The sequence below is a fragment of the Nocardia sp. NPDC003963 genome (assembly GCF_053605105.1).
Genome location: NZ_JBSGIP010000028.1, coordinates 14,897 through 38,429 on the forward strand (window position 1 = coordinate 14,897; position 23,533 = coordinate 38,429).

Below are 23,533 nucleotides of genomic sequence, written 5' to 3' on the forward strand. Positions count from 1 at the left end.
ACGCGGGCGCGCCGCATCCGCGCGAACCGCGCCGAATCCGGCGCGCGAACTCCGATACGACTCGATCGACCGGAACCGCAGCGGGCCATCGGGACCCGGCCGGTGCGCAGGCCGCCACGAGAGCCCGAGGCAGGTCGGCACCTCACGACCTGCCCCGTACGGAGCCGCACCACCCGCGGCCGCGGCACATGTGCGACGGTCGCGGGCCGGTGTCAGGCGCGCTGGCTGCTGATCGAAACCACCTCACCGGTGAGGTAGGTGGTGTAGTCGCTGGCGAGCATCGCGATGGTGGCCGCGACCTCCCACGGTTCGGCGGCCCGGCCGAAGGCCTCCCGTTCGGAGAGCTGGTCCAGCAGCTCGGTGGAGCTGGTCTTGTCCAGGAAGGCGTGCCGGGCGATACTCGGCGATACCGCGTTGATCCGGACGCCGAGGTCGGCCGCCTCGACCGCGCTACACCTGGTCAGCGCCATCACACCCGCCTTGGCGGCGGCGTAGTGCGCCTGACCGTACTGGGCCCGCCAGCCCAGCACACTGGCGTTGTTGACGATCACGCCGCCGTGCTCCGCGTTCCGGAAGTAGTTGAGCGCGGCCCGGGTGCAGCGGAAGGTGCCGTTGAGGGTGATATCGAGAACGCGGTCCCATTGCTCGTCGGTCATATCGACCACCGGGGTCTCACCGCCGAGGCCCGCGTTGTTGACGAAGATATCGACTCCGCCCAGCGCCGCGGCCGCACCGCGCACCAGCTCGTCCACCTGCTCGGTGCTGGTCACATCGCAGACGATCGCGGCGACCTTGCGGTCGGTGTACTCCGCGGCCAGTTCGGCCCGGGTGGCTTCCAGCCGGCGTTCGTGCCAGTCCGAGACCACCACATCGGCACCCTCGGCGAGCAGCCGGCGGGCCGTCGCGGACCCGATCCCGGTACCGGCGGCCGCGGTGACCACGGCCCGGCGTCCGGTGAGCAGTCCATGGGCCGGAGTCTGCTGGGGCGCGACCGACAGCGGCCCGCTCACTGCCGGGCCTCACGGGGCAGACCGAGCACGCGCTCGGAGATGATGTTGCGCTGCACTTCGTTCGAACCTCCGTAGATCGTATCGGCGCGGGTGAACAGATACAGCCGCTGCCATTCGTCGAGATCACCGTCCGCGGCGACGAGTCCGGCGGCGCCGCGCACCGCCATGGCGAGTTCGCCGAGTCCGCGATGCCAATTGGCCCAGAGCAGTTTGCCCACCGAGGCCTGACCGCCGTCGTCGGCGGTCTCGGCCATGGTGCGCAGCGCGTGTGCGCGCAGCACCCGCAGCCCCACCCAGGCACGATCCAGCTTGTCCGCGAGCAGCGGATCGTCGAGGGCACCGGATTCGCGGGCCAGCTCCTCGATCGCCGCGAGTTCCCGGGCGAAGCGGATCTGCTGGCCGAGTGTGGAGATACCGCGTTCGACATTGAGGGTGCCCATCGCTACCCGCCAGCCGTCCCCTGGTGCACCGACGACCAGATCGGCGTCGGTGCGCGCGTTGTCGAAGAACACCTCGTTGAACTCGGAGGTACCGGTGAGCTGGACGATCGGGCGAACCTCGATACCCGGCTGATCCATCGGCACCAGCAGATACGAAAGACCTTTGTGACGTTTGGAACCGGGCTCGGTGCGGCAGACCGCGAAACACCAGTCGGCCACATGCGCCAGCGAGGTCCAGATCTTCTGTCCGTTGATCGACCACTGGTCGCCGTCGAGCCGGGCCGAGGTGGCGACCGCGGCCAGATCGGAGCCGGCGCCCGGTTCGGAGTAGCCCTGGCACCACAGTTCGGTGACGGTGCGGATCCCCGGCAGGAAACGGTCGCGCTGGGCGTCGGTGCCGAAGGCCAGCAGTGTCGGGCCGAGCAGTTCCTCGCCCACGTGGGAGACCCGCGCGGGCGCGTTCGCCTTGGCGTACTCCTCGTGGAAGATGATCTGCTGCGCGACGCTCGCTGCGCGACCGCCGTGCTCGACCGGCCAGCCCAGGCAGGTCCAGCCCGCGGCGGCCAGCGCGCGGTCCCATTCGAGACGTTCGTCGAACGCCTCGTGTTCGCGACCGGGTCCGCCGAGTCCGCGCAGTTCCCGGAATTCGCCATTGAGCTGCTCGTCGAGCCAGCTCCGCACCTGATCGGCGAATTCGCCGTCGCTCAGGGCGGCCACGCTGGTCCGCTCGGCCGTCGGCCGCGCCCCGGCGGCGTGTTCGGCCGAAAGCCGTCCGCCGTCGCGACCGGTACCGGATTCTGAGGTCTGGATAGCACCCACGTCCGTAGGATAACCTACCAAGCACTTGCTTTGTAGACCGCGACTCGCAGACCGCGCACCGCCCACGGCCGCACGACATCGAGGACACCCGTGACACCCCATGCGCACACACCACCGACGGACCGGACCACCCCGCTGGCCCTGCACGCCGCCGCCCGGACCTACGGCACGGCGCCGGCACTGGCCGACGGTCCGGTCCGGCTCGACTGGACCCAGCTGCTCGAACAGGTCCAGGACGTGGCACGCGCCCTGCTCGCCCGCGGGATCCGGACCGGGGACCGCGTCGCAATCTGGTCGCCCAATACCCATCACTGGGTGATCGCCGCCCTGGGCGCCCACTACGCCGGCGCGACACTGGTCCCGCTCAACACCCGATACGTCGCCGACGAGGTCGCCGACGTGCTGCGGCGGGTCGACGCCAAGGCGCTCTTCATCGCCGGCACCTTCCTGAAGCGCGACCGGCTCGCCGAACTGCGCGCGGCCGCGCCGGATCTGCGACCGGCCACCGTGGTCGTACTCCCGGTCGAAGGCACCGAGGAACCGGTGGGTGATGCCCTGAACTGGTCGGATCTGGCCGAGGCCGGCGCCGGGGTGACCCGCGAACAGGCCCGCGAACGGGCCGAATCGATCAGCTCCGAGGATCTGTCCGACATCCTGTTCACCTCGGGTACCACCGGGCGCAGCAAAGGTGTGCTGATCGCGCACCGCCAGACCCTGTCCGCTGTCCGCGGCTGGACCGAATGCGCGACGCTGAACAGCGACGACAACTACCTGATCGTCAACCCGTTCTTCCACAGCTTCGGCTACAAGGCCGGGATCATCGCCTGCCTGCTCACCGGGGCGACCATGGTGCCGCAGATCGTCTTCGACGTACCCACCACGATGCGGCTCATCGATCAGGAACAGATCACCGTCCTGCCGGGCCCGCCCACCATCTACCAGTCGATCCTGGATTTCCCGGATCGCGGGGAGTACCGGCTGAACAGCCTGCGGGTGGCGATCACCGGGGCGGCGCCGGTACCGGTCGTCCTGGTGGACCGGATGCGGTCGGAACTGGATTTCGATGTGGTGCTCACCGCGTACGGGCTCTCCGAATCCAGCGGTTTCGCCACCATGTGCCGGGTCGACGACGACGCCGAGACCATCTCCGCGACCAGCGGCCGGCCCATGGCCGGATTCGAACTGAAACTCAGCGACGCCGGCGAGGTCCTGCTGCGCGGACCCAACACGATGCTCGGCTACCTGGACGATCCGGAGAGCACTGCCGAAACCGTGGACGCGGACGGCTGGCTGCACACCGGCGATATCGGTGTGGTCGACGATCGCGGATATCTGAAGATCACCGACCGGCTCAAGGACATGTACGTCAGTGGCGGCTTCAACGTGTATCCCGCCGAGATCGAACAGGCCCTGGCCCGATTGGACGGAGTCGCCGTATCCGCGGTGGTCGGCGTACCCGACAACCGTATGGGCGAGGTGGGCAAGGCCTTCGTCGTCCGGAAACCGGGCGCCGCGCTCACCGAGGACCAGGTGTTCTCCTACGCCACCAAGGCGCTGGCCAATTTCAAGGTGCCGCGATTCGTCGAATTCCGGGACGAACTGCCCTACAACGCCAGCGGCAAGGTGCTCAAACGCCAGCTACGTGAGGAGAATTCGCAATGACGGACAACGGGGCCGAGAGCACCGCCGGGAGCGTTCCCTACGAGCCGGATGTGGTGACCTACGAGCGCCGCGGCGCGATAGCGGTGGTCACCCTGAACCGGCCGGATTACCGCAACGCGCAGAACTCCGTGATGACCTACGCCATCGACGCCGCCTTCGAGCGGGCGGTGGCGGATCCCGAGGTCAAGGTCATCGTGCTGGCCGGTAACGGGAAACACTTCAGCGCCGGCCACGATCTGGGCACCCCCGGCCGCGACCATCACGTCGAGTACCCGAACAAGGCCGCGCTGTGGTGGGACCATGTGGACCGACCCGGCGGTGACCAGCGGTTCGCCCGTGAGACGGAGGTGTACCTGGGGATGTGCCGCCGCTGGCGGGAGATTCCCAAACCGACCATCGCCATGGTGCAGGGCGCCTGTATCGCGGGCGGGCTCATGCTGGCCTGGGTCTGCGATATGATCATCGCCTCCGACGACGCGTTCTTCTCCGATCCCGTCGTGCGCATGGGGATTCCCGGCGTCGAATATTTCGCCCACCCGTGGGTCATGGGCCCCCGTGCCGCCAAGGAGTTCCTGTTCACCGGCGACCGGTTCGGTGCCGACCAGGCCAAGGAGTGGGGCATGGTCAACCGGGTCGTACCGCGCGCCGAACTGGAGACCGAGACCATGGCGCTGGCCGAGAAGATCTCCGCGATGCCGCAGTTCGGGCTGGCGTTGACCAAGAAAGCGGTCAACCAGTCCGAGGACCTCATGGGTATGCGCTCCGGTATGGATTCGGTGTTCGGCCTCCACCATTTCGCGCATGCGCACAATGCCGAGGTCGGCACCGATTCCCTGGGCGGATTGAACGCCAAATCGATGGCGCAGGCGAGTAGGGCCGACGCGAAGAATACGGACAGGAAAGACTGAATGGACCTCGATCTCGACGACGGCACCCGGGAATTCCAGCGGGAAGTCCGCGAATTCCTGGCCGCGAACGTTCCTTCCGAACCGCTGCCGTCCATGGACACCGAAGCCGGGTTCGAAGCCCATCGCGCCTGGGAGAACACCCTGGCCGACGCCCGGTTGTCGGTGGTGTCGTGGCCGCGCGAGTTCGGCGGCCGCGATGCCTCGCTGCTGGAGTGGGTGCTCTTCGAGCAGGAGTACTACGCGGCCGGCGCACCCGGGCGGGTGAGCCAGAACGGTATCTTCCTGCTGGCCCCGACCCTGTTCGAACACGGCACGCCGGAACAGTTGGAGCGGATCATGCCGCGGATGGCACGCGGCGACGATATCTGGGCGCAGGCATGGTCGGAACCGGAAGCCGGTAGCGATCTGGCCGGTATCCGCTCCACCGCCAAACGCACCGACGGCGGCTGGCTGCTCAGCGGTCAGAAGACATGGAGTTCGCGGGCGGCGTTCGCCGACTGGGCCTTCGGCCTGTTCCGCAGCGACCCGACCGCCGAGCGGCACCGCGGCCTCACCTATCTGATGTTCCCGCTCACCGCCGAGGGCGTCACCGTCCGACCGATCCCCCAGCTCGACGGCGAACCGGGTTTCGCGGAGATCTTCCTCGACGATGTGTTCGTCCCCGACAGCGATGTGATCGGCGCCCCCAACGAGGGCTGGCGGGTCGCGATGAGTACATCGAGCAACGAACGCGGCCTCTCACTGCGCAGCCCCGGGCGGTTCAGCGCGACCGCGCAGCGGCTGATCGAGCTGTGGACCGAACGCGGCGATACCGGAACCGCCGCCCGCGACGCCGTGGTGGACGCCTGGATCGGCAGTGAGGCGTACCGGCTGCACACGTTCGGCACGGTCACCCGTTTGAACGAGGGCGGGAAGCTCGGCGCCGAATCGTCGATCACCAAGGTGTTCTGGTCCGAACTCGATATCTCGATGCACGAGACCGCACTGGACCTGCTGGGCGCCGAGGCCGAACAGGAGAGCCGCTGGACCGACGGCTATCTGTTCTCGCTGTCCGGCCCGATCTACGCCGGCACCAACGAAATCCAACGCAACATCATCGCCGAGCGGCTCCTCGGCCTACCGAGGGGAAGCAGCCGATGAAATTCGCGCTCAGCCCGGAGCATCAGGACTTCGGCGCCAGTATCCGCAAACTGTTCGAATCGGGTTCCACCACCGCCGCGGTGCGGGCGTGGAGTGCCGGCGAACCGGCACCCGGCCGCGCGCTGATCGAACAGCTGGCCGCCGCCGGTGCGTTCGGATTGACCGTCACCGAGGAGTTCGGCGGCCTCGATGCCGAACCGCTCGATCAGCTCGTCGCGTTCGTCGAGATCGGCCGGGCCGCCGCGCCCGGCCCGCTGGTGGAGACGGCTGCCGTCGTCCCCGCGCTCCTGCAAGCGCTGGCGGCCACCGATCCCGAACCGGCCCGCCGCTGGTTGCCGGGTATCTCGGAGGGCACGCTCTCGGCCACGGTCGCCTTCGCCGGACGTGATGGTCGCGCGGTGGCGGTGGACGCCGACCGGGTCGACCTCGTCCTCCTGGTCGACGGTGATCGTGTGCGCACCGGCTGGGTGGGTGCCGAGGTCCGCTCCGTGGATCCCGCACGCCGCCTGTTCGTGGTGGAGGCCGATGAACCGGTGGCCGAGGGCCCGGCGGTGGCCGCGGCCGCCGCGGCGGGTTTCGACGCCGGAGTCCTGGCGAACGCCGCACTACTGCTCGGTGCGGGTAAGGCCCTGCTCGACGCGTCCACCGAATATGTGAAGCAGCGGAAGCAGTTCGGCCGGCCGATCGGTGAGTTCCAGGCCCTCAAGCAGAAACTGGCGGATGTCTTCATCGGCCTCGATCTGGCCGAACCACTGCTGTACCGGGCGGCGCTGACCACCGCGACCCCCAACCGGGCCCGCGATACCTCCGCCGCGGCCGTGGCCTGCGCCGACGCCGCCTACCGGGCGGCACGCAGCGCTCTCCAGGTGCACGGCGCCATCGGCTACACCGCCGAATACGATCTGTCGCTGTGGCTGACCCGGGTCACCGCCCTGCGCACCGCCTGGGGCACCCCGGATCTGCATCGGGGCCGGGTGGCCGACGCCCTGCGCGCCCCGGCCGCGGCCGACCCGTCGGGCGCCCTCACCTGACCAGAACCAGCAGGCAGCGGCGACAACGGACGGATGCGCTGCCGGTGTCCGTCCGGAAGACACGGGAGAAGAGATGATCAGCGAGGAACAGCAGGAGCTGGTGACGGCGGTCCGGGGACTGCTGACCAAACGGGACGCCCGGGCCGGTATCCGCAAGGCGATGGATACCGAACTGGGCTACGACCCGCAGCTGTGGGCGCAACTGTGCGAGCAGGTCGGGGTGGCCGCACTGGCGATACCCGAGGAGTTCGGTGGGTTCGGTGCGGGACTGGCCGAATCCCTGCTGGTGGTCGGTGAACTCGGCCGGACGCTCGCCGATGTACCGATGCTCGGATCGGCTGTGCTGGGTGCGCAGGCGGTGCTGCTCTCCGGGGACAGCGCGGCCTGCGCGCGACTGCTCCCCGCTCTCGCCGAGGGGCGCGGCACGCTCGCCGTCTGCTGGGCCTCGGCGCAGGGCTGGGACGATTTCGGGGTCCGCGCCGACGGCGACACCCTCGACGGAACGGCGCACTACGTGCTGGACGGCACCGTCGCCGACACCCTGATCGTGGTCACCGGAACCGGCCTGTTCGAGGTGGACCCGGCCGCCACGGGTGTCGAACGCCGCCGCGTCGCCGCCATGGATCCCTCGCGGGCACTGTCCGAGATCTCCTTCACCGCGACGCCCGGCCGCCGGCTCGGCGATGCGGAAACGGGACCGATCGTCGAACGGCTGCGCCGGATCGCCTGGGCCGCGGTCGCCGCCGAACAGGTCGGTGCGGCCGAGTACTGTCTCGAGGCGACCGTGGAGTACACGAAATCACGGGTGCAGTTCGGCCGGGCCATCGGCAGCTTCCAGGCCCTCAAACACCGGATGGCCGATATGTATGTACTCGCCGAGTCCGCGAAATCCGCGTCGCTGGCCGCCACCTTCGCGGTGGCCGAGGATGCCGCTTCGGCGGCGGAAGATGTCTGGGTCGCCCGCCGTCAGTGCTCGGAAGCGTTCTCCGAGATCGCGGCGGAAACCGTTCAGCTGCACGGCGGTATCGCCATCACCTGGGAACACGACGCGCACCTGTACTTCAAACGCGCCCACGGCGACGCCCACCTCTTCGGCACCCCGAAACGCCCGCCGGTCCCCCACTGACCGCTTGCCGGGGACAGACGATACGACCACTTCGTGGGCCGCGAACGGACGATCACGATAGCAGCCGGAATTCGGGCTGCTATCGTCCCGCGAGCCCGGTATCGATTTCTTCGGTGAACGTCTCGTACAACGAAGAATGTTTCGTCAGCAATTTACATCCCCACTCATGGGTTCCTCCGGTGTCGAAAGGATTGCGCATCGTTGCGAGAGGGATCAGATCGTACCGAAGTTCCCAGGGGTCGAACGCATCTACATCTCTCAAGTAATAGTCCTTGTCCGCGCCTTTATTGTTGATCACCTGATGAGTAGCAGAATCCGGGGTGTCAGCGATCTTGAAACTGTAGGCGAGAAGGCCACCCTCCCGTAACGAGCGTGCAGCTTTCTCGACAACTTTCTCGAGATCTCTCGGGGATAGGTGCGGCACGCCTCCGTTGATCGATATCCCATCCCAAGGCCCGCCGAATTCGTCGGTCACCATATCTATCCGCTCGGCTTCGAAGCCTGCTTCGCGCAGCTTCTCCACGCTCCGCGGAGAGGCATCACTCAAGGTGACATCGAAACCGGATTCCCGGTACAGCCGACCATCGCGCCCTTGCGGGCCACTGGCCAGATCGAGCACCCGCTGAACCCTCCCGGTTTGCTGAAAATTACGCTGCAACTGATTGACGTACGATTCGAGCCAATTTCCTGCGCCGTGTTCATCCTCAATATATGTCGACGAAGGTGTCGACTCCATGTACCGTTCTATATTCCGGTCGTATGCGTCGATCGTCCGCAATCTCCTCTGCATACTCAGCTCGGCTTCGGAATTCAACCGGAACATGTATCTACCGAATCCGGCCGCGCGACCGCTGAATCGGTCTATTCCTTCGGCGCGAAAAGTCGCCGCCTCACGAAGGGCCTCGATAATTCTGGCTCCCGCCTGTTCGAGCTCACGCACTACACCGTTGAGAGGGGGCACCAGACACCTTTCAGCTATGTTGCGCTCCGCGACCCCGCGAAATTCGAGGATAGAACGAAACTGTCCGGGCGAGCACGGCAAGCCGCACCGATCCGGAGGAAATGCGCGTCCGAGTCCGGCCCGATCGAGTCACGGCAGCCCGTTCACCTGGGAAGACCTCCTCCCGGTGCATGTCCACCCGGCTTTATTCGACCCCGGCCTACCTTGCGAACGCGCGGCGGTAGGAGCACGAGAAAATACCTTGCACAACCACAGACAGTGCTGGCAGAGTTTGCGGCCAACAGCGAGTTCGTGAGGGAGGTGGAGAGCGTGGCGGTCGATCGGATTGTCGTGCCGCGGCGAGTATGCGCCGCGCTGTTCTCCACCCCGGACCTCCCTCGCTGAACCCGGTCGGGTTCGGCGCCCGACGAAGGAACTCTCGATAATGGTCGATTACGACCTGCTCATCCCCTACGGCTGGACCGAAACCCTCGCCGAGGATTATCTACCGCATATCGACCCCGGATCCGTACCGGCCCGGATCGCGCGGATGGACCGTGGCGAATGCGATGTGGTCACCCCCACCGGCCCGGCCCGCGCCACCTGCCCGCGCTCGGATTCCGAGGTCAGCGGTCTGTGCACCGGCGACTGGGTGGTTCTCGACGCCCATTCGCACGTCCGGGCCGTACTGCCGCGCCGCTCGGCCCTCACCCGCTCCTCGGTATCGGGCCGGTCCGAGAGCCAGGTACTGGCCGCCAACGTCGATACCGTGCTGATCTGCGCACCCGCCGACGGCGATATGGATCTCGGACGGATCGAACGCATGCTCGCCCTGGTCTGGGAGAGCGGTGCCCAGCCGGTGGTCGTGCTCACCAAGGCCGATGCCACCCCGGATCTACCGCTCGACGATGTCCGGGCCGTAGCGCCGGGCGCCGCGGTCCTGGCGGTCAGCGCGACCGCCGATCTCGGGCTCGATGTGCTGACCTCGGTACTGGACGGAACGGTGGCGCTGCTCGGACCCTCCGGCGCGGGTAAATCCACCCTGGCCAACGCGCTGCTCGGTGCGGAGGTCTTCGCCACCGACGCGGTGCGCGCGGCCGACAAGAAGGGCCGGCACACCACGGTGCACCGTGAGCTGCGGCCGCTGCCCACCGGCGGCACCCTCATCGACACCCCCGGCCTGCGGGGTATCGGTCTGTGGGACGCGGCCGAGGGCATCAGCCGGACGTTCAGCGATATCGAGGAGCTCGCGGCCCACTGCCGGTTCGCCGACTGCGCGCACGACGCCGAACCGGGTTGCGCGGTACGCGCGGCCGTCGACGCCGGGGAACTACCCGAGCGGCGGCTGCGCAGCTATCGCAAACTCGGCAAGGAGAACGCCTGGATGGAGGCGCGATCGGATAAACGGCTGCAGGCCGAGCGCAGCCAGGTGTGGCGGGGTATCGCCAAGGAGCAGCGGCGAATGTATCGCGAGCGCGGTTCCCGGCGCTGACCGCGCGGACAACCCCGCACCGATAGTGGTGGTCGTTTCCGGGTCCGCCCGGAAACGACTACGACCGGCCCGGTCGGCACGTTCCGGAAGGTCCTCGGCCGACGACATGGCCGGGACAGTATCCGGGTACGAGTCCGCGGAACAACCGCTCCGGGGTGCACGGAATCCGGCGAGTTCGACGGTTTACTCGGGGACCTCGAGGACGCCCTCGTCGACCGCCCATTTGATGGTCTTCTGCAGACGTTCGCAGGTATCCGGCCGGCCCGGCCCGTAGCCCTTGGCGCTCAGCTCCGCGAAGACAGGGCACCGGGTGGCCGGGTTCTCGGTCCACTGCACCGAGGTCTGCCGGGAGCTGCTCTTACGGACCCGCACCTCGGTGTGGCAGGCCTGACACCGCAGCGATGTCAGGCCGTCCTCGAGATACCGTGCCTGGTCCACGACCGTCTGGGCCTGCACCTCGGCCCGCCGGGCGGGCTGGTCGGCGAAGTCGGGTGCTTTCGCCCAGCTGGTCATATCAGACTCCTGCCTCCGCCTGGTCGGCGTCTGCTTCTTGTTCGCGTTTGCGCCGCAGATTCTCTTCGACCTCGGCCTCCCAGGCCTCGTTGGCCTTGGTGGTGTCGACCTCGAACTCGAAGCGCTGGGTCATCTTCTCGGTCACGTCCGCGACATCGACGTAGAACTGGTCGTACCAGCGCCGCAGCTGGTAGACCGGACCGTCCTCTTCGCAGAGCAGCGGGTTCTCGACCTTGGACTTGTGTTTCCAGATCTCCACGTCCTGCAGGAACCCGTCGCCGAAGAAATCGGCCATGGTCTTCGCGAGATTCTGGGCGGTCGCGTCGTCGAGGCCCTTGGGCTTCTCGACGGACAGACCCCACTGCAGCATGAACGAATCCTGCGAGACCGGGTAGTGGCAGTTGATCAGCTGGACTTTGATCTCGTAGCCGCCGTAGCTGTTGATCAGGGGGTTGATCATGTAGGAGGGGCCGAAATACGACGCCTCCGATTTCAGCAGCTGCTCGCCGGCGTACTTGGCCCCCGCACCGACATCCGGGCGCCCCTTGGTCTCCAGGAACTGCGTGGCCACATGGCCCTCGAAAACGTTCTTGAAGTAGGTGGGGAACGCGTAGTGGATATAGAAGAAGTGCGCCATATCCACGACGTTGTCGATGATCTCGCGGCAGTTCGCGCCCTCGATCAGCAGATTGTTCCAGGTCCACTCGGTCCAGCCGCTGTCGAGTTCCTCGACCGGGTTGCCGTCGGCATCGGTGTAGGGGCCCTCGATATGCGGAATGGTGACCTCGGGCGGGGGTTCGTTGCCCTCGTGGTCGTGCCAGACGAAGAGCTGACCGTTGCGTTCGAGGGTGATCCACCGCCGGGTCCGCGCCAGCGGCGGCACGCGCCGGGCGTAGGGAATCGAGGTGCATTTACCGTTCGCGCCCCACCGCCAGTCGTGGAACGGGCAGGCGATATCGTCGCCTTTCACCTCGCCCATGCTGAGGTCACCGCCCATATGGCGGCAGTAGGCGTCGAGCACGTGCAACTCGTCGGCGCTGTCGGCCCACACCACCAGTTTGGTTCCGAATGCCTGCACCGAATGCGGTTTGCCGTCGCGGAAATTCCGCGCCAGCCCCAGGCAATGCCATCCGCGCGCGTAGCGGGTGGGGGCCGAACCGACATCGAGCTCCCGCACCTTCGAACCGCCGCCCGCCGGGGTTACTGCCATCGCAATTCCTCCTCCTGCTGTACTAGAACACGTTACAAAACTGGCGTCCCGAACGCCAGCGATTCGCGCCACATCCAGCACATGTCCCATATTCGCACCACGTTGGCACCGGTTCTCGACATGAACAAGAACCTGTTCTAGTCTCAGAGGTAAATTCTGCCGTGAGCAGATGACTACCGTTCAGCAAACGACCAGGCAGGAGCAGGGGCCGGAGATGACGCGAGAAGTGACCGAACGGGTCGAGGCGCTGTTGCCCACGCTGCGCGCCCGCGCACAGGAGGCCGAAGACCTTCGGCAGATTCCCGAGGAATCCATAAAGGACCTGCAGGAAGCCGGATTCTTCCGGCTGCTGCAACCGAAGCAGTGGGGCGGGCACGCCGCGGACCCGGTCGTCTTCTACGACACGGTCCGCAAGATCGCCAGCGCCTGCGGTTCCACCGGCTGGGTCGCCGGGATCATCGGCGTGCACAACTGGCATCTGGCCCTCTTCGGCCAGGAGGCCCAGGAAGAGGTGTGGGGCGAGAACACCGATGTACGGATCTCCTCGTCCTACGCGCCCATGGGCGCCGGCACCGTGGTCGAGGGTGGTTACCAGGTCAGCGGCTCCTGGGCCTGGTCCTCGGGTTCGGGTCACGCGGACTGGACCTTCGTCGGCGGACCGGTGATCAAGAACGGTAAGCCGGTCGATTTCGGCAGTTTTCTGATCCCGCGCTCGGAATACGAGATCGACGATGTGTGGAATGTGGTCGGTCTGCGCGGTACCGGTTCGAACACTCTCGTGGTGAAGGACGTTTTCGTCCCCACGCACCGGTTCCTCAGCTACAAGACCATGAACGATCTGAAATCGCCGGGACTGGAACGTAACACCGACCCGGTGTACAAGATGCCGTGGGGCACCATCCATCCCACCACCATCTCCGCGCCGATCGTCGGCATGGCCTACGGCGCCTACGAAGCCCATGTCGAGCACCAGGGCAAGCGGCTGCGCGCGGCCTACGCCGGGGAGAAGGCCAAGGAGGATCCGTTCACCAAGGTCCGGATCGCCGAGGCGTCCAGCGATATCGATGCCGCCTGGCGTCAGCTCGCGGGCAATGTCGCCGACGAGTACGCGCTGCTGCTCGAGGGCAAGGAGATCCCGTTCGATCTGCGTGTCCGCGCCCGGCGCGACCAGGTCCGCGCGACCGGCCGGGCAATCGCCTCGATCGATAAGCTCTTCGAGAGCTCCGGGGCCACCGCGCTGGTCAACGGCACCCCGCTGCAACGGTTCTGGCGCGACGCGCATGCCGGCCGGGTACACGCCTCCAACGATCCCGAGCGGGCCTACGTCATGTACGGCACGCACGAGTTCGGGCTGCCGGTTTCCGACGGGATGGTGTGATGACCTCTACCGCCGAACTCACCTACGAGTCCACTTCGCGGTTCGCGCAGGTACGTCCGGATCTGAAACTGCACTATCACGAGGCCGGGGTCGGTAACGGCCCCACCATCGTGCTACTGCACGGCGGCGGCCCGGGCGCTTCGTCGTGGTCGAACTTCTCCCGCAATATCCCCGTGCTGGCCCGCGACTTCCATGTGATCGCGGTGGACCAGCCCGGGTACGGGCAGTCCGACAAGCCGACCGAGCATCCGCAGTACTTCGTGCACAGCTCCTCGGCGCTGAAGGATCTGCTCGACACCCTGGACATCACCGACCGCGTCCACCTGCTGGGCAATTCGCTCGGCGGCGGCGCCGCGGTACGGTTCGCGCTCGACTATCCCGATCGCGCCGGGAAACTCGTCCTGATGGGGCCGGGCGGGCTCAGCACCAACCTGTTCGCCCCCGATCCCACCGAGGGCGTCAAGCTGCTGGGCAAGTTCAACTACGAACCGACCCGGGAGAACCTCGAGGCGTTCCTGCGGATCATGGTCTTCGACCAGTCCCTGGTCACCGCGGAGCTCATCGAGGAACGCTTCGCTTCCGCGAGCACGCCCGAGGCCCTCGCGGCTACTCGCGCCATGGGTAAATCCTTCGCGAGTGCCGATTTCGAGAAGGGCATGCTCTGGCGCGACGCCTACAAACTGCGTCAGCCGGTCCTGCTCATCTGGGGTCGCGAGGACCGGGTGAACCCGCTCGACGGCGCGTTGGTGGCGCTCAAGAACATCCCGCGCGCGCAACTGCATGTATTCGGAGGCTGCGGGCACTGGGCGCAACTGGAGAAGTTCGCCGAGTTCAACCGGCTGGCCTCCGATTTCCTGCTCGGCGTCAAGGAGAAATGACGATGAGTATCAAGGCACTCGGGTACATGCGCATCGAGGCCACCGATATGGCGGCCTGGCGCGAGTACGGCTTGAAAGTGCTCGGCATGATGGAGGGCGACGGGAACAACCCCGATGCGCTCTATCTCCGGATGGACGATTTCGCCGCCCGGCTGGTGATCGTGCCCGGCGAGCAGGACCGGCTGCTGGTGTCGGGCTGGGAGGTCACCGACGGCCCCGCGCTCCAGCGCCTCCGGGAGACGCTGGAGAAGAACGGCGTCGCGTTCGAGGAGGGCACCAAGGAGGAGCTCGCCGAGCGGCGGGTCGAGGGAATGATCCGCTTCCGGGATCCCGCCGAGAACACCCTCGAGGCGTTCTACGGGGCGCAGTATCTCGGCCGCCGGTTCGTCAGCCCCTACGGCCACAAGTTCGTCACTGCCGAACAGGGCCTGGGCCATGTGGTCCTGACCTGCAACGACGATGCCGCGGCCCAGGCGTTCTACCAGGACGTACTGGGGTTCCGGCTGCGCGATTCCATGCGTCTGCCGCCGCAGCTGGTGGGCCGCCCGGAGGACGGCGATCCGGCCTGGCTGCGGTTCTACGGGTGCAATCCGCGCCACCACGCGCTGGCGTTCCTGCCGCTGCCCAACCCGACCGGCATCGTCCACCTCATGGTCGAGGTGGAGAACTCCGACGATGTCGGCCTGTGCCTGGATCGCGCCGAGCGCAAGAAGGTCAAGATGTCGGCAACCCTCGGCCGGCACATCAACGACAAGATGCTGTCGTTCTATATGAAGACCCCGGGCGGATTCGACGTCGAATTCGGCTGCGAGGGGCTCGAAGTCGACGATCACAGCTGGATCGCCCGGGAATCCACCGCGGTCAGCCTGTGGGGCCACGATTTCAGCGTGGGTTTCAAGTGATATCCGGCCGGGCCCGGTGCGATACTCGCACCGGGCCCGGCTGAATCCGGCGGTCCGCCCGCCGGCAGCTCCACCGAACGAGGCGAGGACGGTATGAACGTGACGGCACCAGCTGATCCGGCGGGCGACGCGGGCGAAGCGGCCACCGACGAGGCCACCACCATCGACCCCCGGCAGTTCCGCGATATCCTCGGGCAGTTCTGCACCGGTATCACGGTGATCACCACGTTCACCGACGGTGACACCCCGATCGGTTTCGCCTGCCAGTCCTTCGCCGCGCTCTCCCTGGAACCACCCCTGGTGCTGTTCTGCCCGACCAAGGGTTCCCGCTCGTGGGCCGCTATCGAGGCCAACGGGCGTTTCTGCGTGAACGTCCTGGCCGAGGAGCAGCAACCGGTCTGCGCGAAATTCGGCTCCCGCGAGCCGGACAAGTTCGGCGGAACCGATTGGCACACCTCCGAACTGGGCCTGCCCCGGCTCGACAACTCGCTGGCCACCATCGAATGCCGGGTGGACAGTGTGGTCGACGGCGGCGACCATTTCATCGTGATCGGCCGGGTCCTGGCGATGTCGGAGACCGCCGCGACCTCGAACGGCCGCCCGCTGCTGTTCTACCGCGGCCAGTACACCGCCATCGAGCCGGAGAAGACCACCCCGGCCCCCTGGCGTGCCGACCTGGACCATTTCCTCACCACCACGACCCTCGACACCTGGCTGTAGGCCACGAACACAGGTTGATATCAAAATCTGCAGAATGCGATATCGTCGGGTTGGCCCTGGCTACCCGGAGGTGATGTGCCGTGGCACGAACTGTTATCGACGTAGACGATGAGAAATTGGCCGCCGCGGCCGAAATCTTCGGTACGACCACCAAGGTCGCGACGGTCAACGCAGCGCTCGAGGATGCGATCGAGCGCCGACGGCGGCAATCCTTCCTCGACTGGATCGGCGCGGGCGGTCTTCCCGATCTCACCGGCCCCGTCGAGCCCCCGGCCGGCCGGGGCGCGGCCTGAAGGTGCCGACCCGGTATCTCATCGACAAGTCCGCGTTCGCCTGTTATCCGAAGCCGACCGTCCGTGCCGTCGTGGATCCGCTGCACAATGCGGGGCTCCTGGCTGTCTGCGGAGCGGTCGAGCTGGAAATCCTGCATTCGGCCCGGTCGAAGGCCGATGCCCAGCGTATTCGCGAGGGACTGCGAGGTTTCGACTGGTTACCGACTCCGGACGAGACCTGGGACCGGGCCGCGGAAGTGCAGAGTCTGCTGACAGAACGCGGGAATTGGCGCGCGCTTTCCGTCGCAGACCTCGTCATCGCGGCGGTCGCCGAACGGCAGGGCGCCACGGTGCTGCACTACGACGGTGACTTCGACATGATCGCCGCGGTGACCGGCCAGCCGACCCGGTGGGTCGTCCCGGCCGGCACCGTGGACTGACCGGCCCCAACCGATCCGCGCGCGCCTACCTGCTCAACCATCGAGCCAGGTCAGCCATGGAGGCGATGTGATGGCAGAGTCTGCACCCAGCCGACGTGCGTCACTGCCACCGCGTGTCGGGGCGAGGCGCCCGGACCGATGACCTTCCCGACCGGTCGCCCGTCGGTTCAGGGGCGGCTGTCACCTCGGCATCCGCCCGTTCGGGTGAGTCGTGTGGGACGGCCGTCAGCCGAGGTCGTCGGGGACGATGTGGAGCTTCTCCGCGATGCGGGCGAGGGCCTTCTGGTCGGTGGCGCCGAGCGAGTCGAGGACGACGCGGCGTACGGCGCGCAGATGTGTGGGCGCCGCCAGGCGCACGATGTCGACGCCGCGGTCGGTGAGTTCGGCGAGGGTGTAGCGGCCGTCGGCCGGGTCGGGTGTCCGGACGACCCAGCCGCGTTGTTCACAGCGTTTGACGACGTTGGACAGGCGGGAGAGCGACCCGCTGGCGAGGAAGGCGAGTTCTCCCATTCGCAGGGTGCGCCGCGGGGCCTCGGAGAGGTGGCTGAGCACGAGGTACTCGAACAGGGTGAGGCCGTGTTCCTGGCGCAGCGGCGACTCCAGTTTGCCGGGCAGCAGCAGGACAAGGGAGATCAGCCCGGTCCACGCCGCCTTCTCCTGCGCATCGAGCCATCGCGGCTCCTCATCGTCCTCGTGTTCACCGACGTCGCTCATATTCCTGTCCGTGCTGCTCATGAGCATTCCCGCTCTCCGGCGTAGTCCGTCATCACTTTTCGGTTGAAATAATTTCGGGCCGGCATGAGTTTACGCATGAAGTCAGGTAACGGGGAACGCGCCCCACGGACAGGAATGGGAACATCATGAGCACCGTCACCTTCGGCATCACTCCGGGCTACGGCGAGAAGCTGCACGAGGCATTCGGCTACAGCGGTGCCGTCCGCGTCGGCGACCGGGTCGAGACCTCCGGTCAGGGCGGCGTGGACGACGACCTGGTCATCCCCGATTCGCTGGAAGACGAGATCGTCCAGGCTTTCGACAATGTGGAGCGCACGCTCGCCACGGTCGGGGCCACCTGGAAGGACGTCATCCACGTGAATTCGTACCACAAGGTCACACCGGGAGACGACGCCATCGGCGACGATCACAACACGGTCATGGCCGAGCAGTTCCGCCGTCGACTCGGCGGCCGCGCGCCGATCTGGACCGAGACCGGCGTCACGGTCCTCGGCCTCGCCGCCATGCGGGTGGAGATCCGGGTGACCGCCATCGTCGGCTCCGGGAACTGAACCGTCGCCTCCGGTGACCGAACGGTAGTCACCCACCGGGCGAGGGTGCGGTAGCCCGGGGTGGTTCGGACCCGGTCCTGATCGTCGGCGTACCGGCGATCAGGACCGGGCACATCGGAAACGAACAGCCCGCACCCGCGCGGCGAGCTACCGCAGCCCTCCCGCCAGTTCCTCGGTGATCCTTTCCAGGCCCTCCCCACCCCGGCCGTCGGCGATCTGCCGATCGATGAGGTTCTTGACGGGCCCGATCACATCCAGTGCGACCCCGGCATCGCGACTGGCGCGCACGATCGAGTCGAACGCGAGTTTGTGGAAGCGCGCGGGCTGGACCTCGTCGCTGTAGTCGCCGCTGTCGATCACCTCGGCGTAGGCCGGCAACAACTCGGCCATGGCGCTGACATAGGCCACCGCGCGCGGCGCGAAGGCCCCGGCGCTCACCCCGGCCGTACGCACCATCGCGGCGCCGTGGAAGAACCCGGCGAACATCGAGTACATCCCGGCGAGCAGCGCGAAATCGTAGAGCGCGGCAGTGCCCGCGTCGGTACCGAAATAATCCGCCGCGCCGAGCTTTTCGAGGTACGGCCGGAACCGGTCGAATACCGCTCCCGAACCGCTGTAGAGGATCGAGGCACCCGGGCCGCCGATCATCGGTGGCACCGCCATGATGCCGCCGTCCAGGAAGGCGATATCCCGGGCGGCGGCCCATTCGCCGAGTTCCCGTGATTCGTCGGGCGCGGTGCTGGTGAGGTCGATCAGCGCCTTGCCGCGTAACTGCTCGGCGACCGGATCCAGGACCGCGTGGACCGAGGCGTGATCGCCCAGTACCGCGATGACCAGATCGGCCCCGGCGGTGGCCGCGGCCGGGTCCGTGGCCCGCACCGCACCCGACCCGACGAGTTCGGTGTCCTTTCCCGGGGTGCGGTTCCAGACAGTGGTGTGGATACCGCTCTTCACGAATGCGGCGGCGATGGCCCGGCCCATCGGTCCCAGACCGAGTACCGTCACGGCCGGCTGATCGTTTGCGGTCATATCTGTGCCGACTCCCTTGCTGACGCGTCACTGACGCTTCGGTGAACACTGGCTCGGCGCGCCGTGTTCGAGAATCGCCGACCCCGGATGTCACGGCAAGTACCTACTATTCGGTGCGGTAGTTACCACCACGTATGTGAACAGGCAGCGAGGCCGAGATGGGCGAAAAAAGGTTCGGGCCGTACTTCTGCGGAATCGATGCCGCCATGGACGTGATCAGCGGCAAATGGAAGGGCCTGATCCTCTGGGAGCTGGAGAACCACGGGGTACGCCGTTTCGGTGAACTGCGCCGCGGACTCCCCGGAGTCTCGGAGAAGATGCTCATCCAGCAGCTGCGTGAACTCGAAGAGGACGGTTTGGTCGACCGGTCGGCCCATCCGGAGGTACCGCCCCGGGTGGAGTACCGGCTCACCACCCTCGGCCGGTCGCTGAACGCCGCGCTGGAACCGCTCGGCGGGTGGGGGCGTGAACGTATCGAGCGCATCGGCGCCGCCCGTATCCACCCGCACAGCGAGACCGGCGGTCAGGGCGCGGCCGCGAAATAGGCCGTGCGGATGTCCACGATGGTCGGGGGCGGGAGGTCGGGCGAACCGGCGCCGAGCTCGCCCATCGATACATGCCAGGTGGGAGCGGAGGTATCGATGGCGGTCCGGGCGTCGGAAGGTTGCAGGACGACTTCGGCGCCGCCGGTACACGAGTAGGCGCCCACCAGACCGTCGGCCCGGCCACCCCACGCCCCGCCGACCCGGATACGGCATCGGCGCCCGTCGGCCAGTTCGAGTGCCCACGGCTCGGGGTCCGCGGTTTTCCCGACGGGTTCGAGCGGGGGATTCACGGTGTACCGGCGCAGTTCACGACTCCACGGGTCGTCGGCGCAGAGCAGTTCGCTACGGCCGGGTCCGGCCCAGCACACATCGGCGGCGTCGGCCGACGCGCCGCAGTGGTAGATACCGGGGCTGGTGGCGGAGCGGCCGGCTGTACCGTTGCTGCAGTCGAGTTCGCGGGTGGGCGCGGTACCGGATACGACGAAACCGTCCGTCGGCTGCCCGGATGCGTCGACGGCGACCAGCGAGACCACCGCGGTGGGCGGCGGGTCCGGCCGTTCCTGTTCCGGAGTCGCGGCTTCCGAAGTCGCGGCGACCGTAACCGATTCGACCGCTCCCGGCGGCGCGGTCGCCGACACCACCGATCCGGGGTCACCTCCACTCGGTGAGGCGCAACCGCTCGATGCCGCCACCAGCAGCAGCGCCGAGCAGACCGGAACCGACCGCACCCATACCGCAAACGCCATGAGTCACCACCTGACTCGGGGACAGTGGGCCCGAGTGTAGGCGGGATGGGCCACGAAGTCGGCAGAACCGCCGGAGTGATCCGGGACGGCGGAAAGTGCCCGGACATGCGACGACTGATCCGTCGCCGATGCCGGGGACGCGACGCCGGCACGGCACCGGCCGGCGGGACGCCACCGACTTACGCGACCGGCTTCGCGCCCGGCCGTTCTCACGCAGCGGCGGTCGTGAAAGCGGCTCCCGCCCGTTCGATCACCTCGTCGAGCACCTCGCGTGAACGCAGCAGATCGGCGATCATCCGGTCGATCCGCGCGCGTTCGACCTCGAGTTCGCCGACGAGTTCCGGTGTCGCGTATTCGTTCGCGCCGCCGTCGTCATCGCGCATGCAGGGCAGGATCTGCACGATCTTCTTGCTGCACAATCCGGCCGCGAACAACTCCTGGATGTGCACGACCCGGTCCACCGCCTGCTCCGGGTAATCGCGATGTCCGCCCGGGGTACGCGCGGCCGCGAGCAACCGCTGCTCCTCGTAGTAGCGCAGTGACCGTTCGCTGACCCCGGTCCGCTGTGCCAGTTCCCCGATTCGCATTCCCACCTCGCAATTCCGCTCCGGACTTGAATCTCACATCAATGTGAGGTCTTACCGTCCAGGCATGACAACCACCGCAGCTCACGATCTATTCGCGCCGACCCGCCTGGCCGGGCTCGAACTGCCACATCGCCTGGTCATGGCACCGTTGACGCGTAACCGCGCCATGGCCGACGGGACTCCCTCCGAGCTGATGGCGACCTACTACGCCCAGCGGGCCGGCGCGGGCCTGATCATCGCCGAGGCAGCGACCCCGAACCAGGTGGGTCAGACCTACGCCGATATTCCGGGTATCTATCGCGCCGAGCACATCGCGGGCTGGCACCGGGTCACCGACGCGGTCCACGCCGCCGGCGGCCGGATGTTCCTGCAACTCCAGCACGGCGGCCGGGTCGGCCACCCCGACAACAGCGGTCTGGTCCCGGTCGCTCCGTCACCGATCGCGTTACCCGATACCGTGCACACCCCGTCGGGTCGCCGGCCGGCCGTGACGCCGCGCGAACTCTCGATCGGCGAGATCCACTCGACCGTGGCCGATTTCGCCGACGCCGCGCGCAACGCCGTCGCGGCCGGTTTCGCGGGCGTGGAGGTGCACAGCGCCAACGGCTATCTGCTGCATCAGTTCCTGGCCGAGAACACCAACCGGCGGACCGACCGTTACGGTGGCCCGGTCGAGCACCGGATCCGTTTCACGGTCGAGGTCGTGCGGGCCGTGGCGGCGGCCATCGGCCCCGATCGGGTGGGATTGCGTATCTCCCCGGCCAATCCCGTCAACGGCATCGCCGAAGGTGACACCGCGGCGATCTACCCAGCCCTGGTCGCCGAACTGGCCGGCCTGGGCCTCGCCTACCTGCACATCGTCCGGATCGATTCCGGCGATCCGCTGCTGCGGCAGCTCCGCGCGGCCTGGCCCGGCAGCCTGGTCGCCAACCCGGCGAAGGCGGGTGATTCCCGCGACCCCGGGGCCATCACCGCCGAGGCCGGACGTCTGCTCGCCGCCGGAGCCGACCATATCGCGCTGGGCCGTGCCTTCCTGGCCAACCCGGACCTGGTCGAACGGCTGCGTACCGGCGCACCACTGAACGCGATCCGTGACGCGCACCTGATGTACGTGGGTGGCGCGGAGGGCTACACCGACTACCCCACACTCGCGGCGAGCGCCGGGTGAACACCGCGGGACGCGGTCGGCCGGATGCTGTCACCTACGACCCGGCCCGGTCCCCGGCGCCGACGGTGGGCGTCCGTTTCCCGTGTCCTGGGCATGGAACGGCGGGAACAGCTCTCGTCCCGGGCGAGGATGTCGATCGGGTCGAGGTCGGTGACGCGGTTTCCGGCTGCACGCTCGCCGGTGGCGGTGCCCACGCCGAGGTCACGGTGCCGTCCGCGCCCGGAGCAGACCACGCCCGGCGCCGTGCGACCGCCGGGTTTCAGAGGTGGGCGATCGCGTTCCGGTAGCGTCGCCCCAGCGTGCGGATGTGGTCGACCAGTTCCGGTGGGCCGTCGATCCGGAAATCCATCATGAGCATGCTCAGGTAGATGGCGATGGTCTCCATCGCATCCGCGCCGGTGAGCAGCAGGCACGAGTTCTCGTCGACGGGTACCACCACTCCGACCGCGGGATTGATCCGGGCGATAACGGTTTCCGCGGGTGCGAGCACCGTGACCCGGGCGTGCACCGCGTAGCCCGCGGAGGCCACCTCCCGGAGCACGAAGGCGACCAGATCACTGTCGGGCGGGGTCCGGGCCGCGAAGCGCCGGGTGCCCGCCACCACCCGGCGGACGTTCGCCACCGGAAAAGCGCGCCAGGAATGCGTATCGAGGCCGTAGCCGACCAGATACCAGCGCCGCTGCCAGCTGACCAGCCGGTACGGCTCGACCCGGAGATCGTCGAGTTCGAGTTCCCGGGCGGCCCGGATCGCCGCCGCGATCGTGGCCAGCGTTTCTGCGGGAACCGGCGCGTCCGGCTCGCGCGACCCGATCGTGGCCGGCCCCACCGCGGTGGCCTCCCGTAGCGCGTTCACGGTGCGCTGCAATCTCTTCGGCAGGATCCGCTCCAGTTTGGCCAGCGCCCGTTTGACGCTGCGGTCGATATCGGCGATACCGGTGGACCCGTCCTCGGCGAGGCCCATCGCCACCGCCACCGCGATCGCCTCGTCGTCGTCGAGCAGGAGCGGCGGCATGGTGGCCCCCTGCCCGAGCCGGTAGCCGCCCACCGGCCCGCGGGTGCCGTGCACCGGATAGCCGAGTTCGCGGAGGCGGGCGATGTCCTGACGCAGGGTGCGGTCGGTGACACCGAGCCGTTGTGCCAGCTCGGGACCGGTGTGGGAGCGGTCCTGGAGCAGCGACAGCAGTCGGAGCACGCGGGTTGTGGTGGAGGTCACAATTTCCTCGTTCACGCGGTGGTTTTATCAGGAAGAAAATGAGCCTAATAGCGCCATAGTCTGAGTTCAACGCCGAAA

25 protein-coding genes are annotated in these 23,533 nt (G+C 67.5%); 15 read left to right on the forward strand and 10 right to left on the reverse strand.

Annotation, left to right across the window (positions count from 1 at the left end; translation table 11 throughout):
• Positions 1–212: 212 nt before the first annotated feature.
• Positions 213–1,010, reverse strand: a complete 798-nt coding sequence (locus tag ACWEWT_RS28330; protein ID WP_452563463.1) for an SDR family oxidoreductase — start codon at positions 1,008–1,010, stop codon at positions 213–215.
• On the reverse strand, positions 1,007–2,158 hold the full coding sequence (locus ACWEWT_RS28335; protein WP_452563565.1) for an acyl-CoA dehydrogenase family protein: 1,152 nt from the start codon (positions 2,156–2,158) through the stop codon (positions 1,007–1,009). Before ACWEWT_RS28335 ends, ACWEWT_RS28330 begins: the two co-directional genes overlap by 4 nt.
• Before the next feature lie 201 nt (positions 2,159–2,359).
• Between ACWEWT_RS28335 and ACWEWT_RS28340 the strand changes: the two genes are divergently transcribed.
• The 5 genes from ACWEWT_RS28340 to ACWEWT_RS28360 all read left to right on the forward strand — a co-directional run bounded on the left by ACWEWT_RS28340 (position 2,360) and on the right by ACWEWT_RS28360 (position 8,136).
• Entirely contained in the window at positions 2,360–3,931 is a 1,572-nt protein-coding gene (locus tag ACWEWT_RS28340; RefSeq protein ID WP_452563465.1) for a FadD3 family acyl-CoA ligase, read from the forward strand.
• Positions 3,928–4,839 carry an enoyl-CoA hydratase gene (locus ACWEWT_RS28345; protein WP_452563467.1) on the forward strand — a complete coding sequence of 304 codons (912 nt, stop codon included), beginning with the start codon at positions 3,928–3,930 and terminating at the stop codon, positions 4,837–4,839. Before ACWEWT_RS28340 ends, ACWEWT_RS28345 begins: the two co-directional genes overlap by 4 nt.
• Positions 4,840–5,979: an acyl-CoA dehydrogenase family protein gene (locus tag ACWEWT_RS28350; RefSeq protein ID WP_452563469.1), complete on the forward strand. Its 1,140-nt coding sequence runs from the start codon at positions 4,840–4,842 to the stop codon at positions 5,977–5,979.
• On the forward strand, positions 5,976–7,010 hold the full coding sequence (locus tag ACWEWT_RS28355) for an acyl-CoA dehydrogenase family protein (RefSeq protein WP_452563471.1): 1,035 nt from the start codon (positions 5,976–5,978) through the stop codon (positions 7,008–7,010). The genes ACWEWT_RS28350 and ACWEWT_RS28355 overlap by 4 nt, the downstream gene beginning before the upstream one ends.
• A 73-nt stretch (positions 7,011–7,083) precedes the next feature.
• Positions 7,084–8,136 carry an acyl-CoA dehydrogenase family protein gene (locus ACWEWT_RS28360; RefSeq protein WP_452563472.1) on the forward strand — a complete coding sequence of 351 codons (1,053 nt, stop codon included), beginning with the start codon at positions 7,084–7,086 and terminating at the stop codon, positions 8,134–8,136.
• Positions 8,137–8,215: 79 nt separating this feature from the next.
• Here ACWEWT_RS28360 and ACWEWT_RS28365 read toward each other — a convergent pair whose 3' ends face one another.
• Positions 8,216–9,076, reverse strand: a complete 861-nt coding sequence (locus tag ACWEWT_RS28365) for a class I SAM-dependent methyltransferase (RefSeq protein WP_452563474.1) — start codon at positions 9,074–9,076, stop codon at positions 8,216–8,218.
• Positions 9,077–9,521: 445 nt separating this feature from the next.
• Between ACWEWT_RS28365 and rsgA the strand changes: the two genes are divergently transcribed.
• Positions 9,522–10,568, forward strand: coding sequence for a ribosome small subunit-dependent GTPase A (gene rsgA / locus ACWEWT_RS28370; RefSeq protein WP_452563476.1), 1,047 nt, complete (start codon positions 9,522–9,524; stop codon positions 10,566–10,568).
• Between the two features lie 183 nt (positions 10,569–10,751).
• On the opposite strand, the gene ACWEWT_RS28375 is transcribed toward rsgA, so the two are convergent.
• Together ACWEWT_RS28375 and ACWEWT_RS28380 are read right to left on the reverse strand one after the other, a co-directional pair.
• Positions 10,752–11,081, reverse strand: coding sequence for a hypothetical protein (locus ACWEWT_RS28375; RefSeq protein WP_452563478.1), 330 nt, complete (start codon positions 11,079–11,081; stop codon positions 10,752–10,754).
• 1 nt (position 11,082) lies between these two features.
• On the reverse strand, positions 11,083–12,291 hold the full coding sequence (locus ACWEWT_RS28380) for a Rieske 2Fe-2S domain-containing protein (RefSeq protein ID WP_452563479.1): 1,209 nt from the start codon (positions 12,289–12,291) through the stop codon (positions 11,083–11,085).
• 214 nt (positions 12,292–12,505) lie between these two features.
• On the opposite strand from ACWEWT_RS28380, the gene hsaA reads away from it, so the two are divergent.
• The 6 genes from hsaA (at position 12,506) to ACWEWT_RS28410 (ending at position 16,881) form a co-directional block, all read left to right on the forward strand.
• The gene (gene hsaA / locus ACWEWT_RS28385) at positions 12,506–13,669 is read left to right on the forward strand and encodes a 3-hydroxy-9,10-secoandrosta-1,3,5(10)-triene-9,17-dione monooxygenase oxygenase subunit (RefSeq protein WP_452563481.1); all 1,164 of its coding nucleotides are present in this window, start codon (positions 12,506–12,508) and stop codon (positions 13,667–13,669) included.
• Positions 13,669–14,547 carry a 4,5:9,10-diseco-3-hydroxy-5,9,17-trioxoandrosta-1(10),2-diene-4-oate hydrolase gene (hsaD, locus tag ACWEWT_RS28390; protein ID WP_452563482.1) on the forward strand — a complete coding sequence of 293 codons (879 nt, stop codon included), beginning with the start codon at positions 13,669–13,671 and terminating at the stop codon, positions 14,545–14,547. Before hsaA ends, hsaD begins: the two co-directional genes overlap by 1 nt.
• Positions 14,548–14,549: 2 nt before the next feature.
• On the forward strand, positions 14,550–15,449 hold the full coding sequence (hsaC, locus tag ACWEWT_RS28395) for an iron-dependent extradiol dioxygenase HsaC (RefSeq protein ID WP_452563484.1): 900 nt from the start codon (positions 14,550–14,552) through the stop codon (positions 15,447–15,449).
• Positions 15,450–15,542: 93 nt separating this feature from the next.
• Positions 15,543–16,169: a 3-hydroxy-9,10-secoandrosta-1,3,5(10)-triene-9,17-dione monooxygenase reductase subunit gene (gene hsaB, locus ACWEWT_RS28400; RefSeq protein ID WP_452563486.1), complete on the forward strand. Its 627-nt coding sequence runs from the start codon at positions 15,543–15,545 to the stop codon at positions 16,167–16,169.
• 80 nt (positions 16,170–16,249) lie between these two features.
• Complete coding sequence (locus ACWEWT_RS28405) at positions 16,250–16,462, forward strand: type II toxin-antitoxin system VapB family antitoxin (protein WP_452563487.1); 213 nt, start codon at positions 16,250–16,252, stop codon at positions 16,460–16,462.
• A gap of 2 nt (positions 16,463–16,464) precedes the next feature.
• Positions 16,465–16,881: a PIN domain-containing protein gene (locus tag ACWEWT_RS28410; protein WP_452563489.1), complete on the forward strand. Its 417-nt coding sequence runs from the start codon at positions 16,465–16,467 to the stop codon at positions 16,879–16,881.
• 225 nt (positions 16,882–17,106) lie between these two features.
• Here the strand turns inward: ACWEWT_RS28410 and ACWEWT_RS28415 are convergent, their stop codons facing one another.
• Positions 17,107–17,595 carry a MarR family winged helix-turn-helix transcriptional regulator gene (locus tag ACWEWT_RS28415; RefSeq protein WP_452563491.1) on the reverse strand — a complete coding sequence of 163 codons (489 nt, stop codon included), beginning with the start codon at positions 17,593–17,595 and terminating at the stop codon, positions 17,107–17,109.
• 146 nt (positions 17,596–17,741) lie between these two features.
• On the opposite strand from ACWEWT_RS28415, the gene ACWEWT_RS28420 reads away from it, so the two are divergent.
• Positions 17,742–18,167, forward strand: a complete 426-nt coding sequence (locus tag ACWEWT_RS28420; RefSeq protein WP_452563493.1) for a Rid family hydrolase — start codon at positions 17,742–17,744, stop codon at positions 18,165–18,167.
• Between the two features lie 147 nt (positions 18,168–18,314).
• Here ACWEWT_RS28420 and ACWEWT_RS28425 read toward each other — a convergent pair whose 3' ends face one another.
• A complete protein-coding gene (locus ACWEWT_RS28425) occupies positions 18,315–19,196 on the reverse strand; it encodes an NAD(P)-dependent oxidoreductase (protein WP_452563494.1) in 882 nt (293 codons plus the stop codon).
• A 158-nt stretch (positions 19,197–19,354) separates the two neighbouring features.
• On the opposite strand from ACWEWT_RS28425, the gene ACWEWT_RS28430 reads away from it, so the two are divergent.
• Positions 19,355–19,741 (forward strand): winged helix-turn-helix transcriptional regulator, encoded by a 387-nt coding sequence (locus ACWEWT_RS28430; RefSeq protein WP_452563496.1) that lies wholly within the window; start codon positions 19,355–19,357, stop codon positions 19,739–19,741.
• On the opposite strand, the gene ACWEWT_RS28435 is transcribed toward ACWEWT_RS28430, so the two are convergent.
• Both ACWEWT_RS28435 and ACWEWT_RS28440 read right to left on the reverse strand, forming a co-directional pair.
• Positions 19,720–20,487 carry a hypothetical protein gene (locus tag ACWEWT_RS28435; protein WP_452563497.1) on the reverse strand — a complete coding sequence of 256 codons (768 nt, stop codon included), beginning with the start codon at positions 20,485–20,487 and terminating at the stop codon, positions 19,720–19,722. The two genes, ACWEWT_RS28430 and ACWEWT_RS28435, sit on opposite strands and share 22 nt — an antisense overlap.
• Before the next feature lie 209 nt (positions 20,488–20,696).
• The gene (locus ACWEWT_RS28440) at positions 20,697–21,074 is read right to left on the reverse strand and encodes a MerR family transcriptional regulator (RefSeq protein WP_452563499.1); all 378 of its coding nucleotides are present in this window, start codon (positions 21,072–21,074) and stop codon (positions 20,697–20,699) included.
• A gap of 64 nt (positions 21,075–21,138) precedes the next feature.
• Between ACWEWT_RS28440 and ACWEWT_RS28445 the strand changes: the two genes are divergently transcribed.
• Positions 21,139–22,242 carry an alkene reductase gene (locus tag ACWEWT_RS28445; protein ID WP_452563500.1) on the forward strand — a complete coding sequence of 368 codons (1,104 nt, stop codon included), beginning with the start codon at positions 21,139–21,141 and terminating at the stop codon, positions 22,240–22,242.
• Positions 22,243–22,501: 259 nt separating this feature from the next.
• Here ACWEWT_RS28445 and ACWEWT_RS28450 read toward each other — a convergent pair whose 3' ends face one another.
• Positions 22,502–23,470: a helix-turn-helix transcriptional regulator gene (locus ACWEWT_RS28450; protein WP_452563501.1), complete on the reverse strand. Its 969-nt coding sequence runs from the start codon at positions 23,468–23,470 to the stop codon at positions 22,502–22,504.
• Positions 23,471–23,533: the final 63 nt, after the last annotated feature.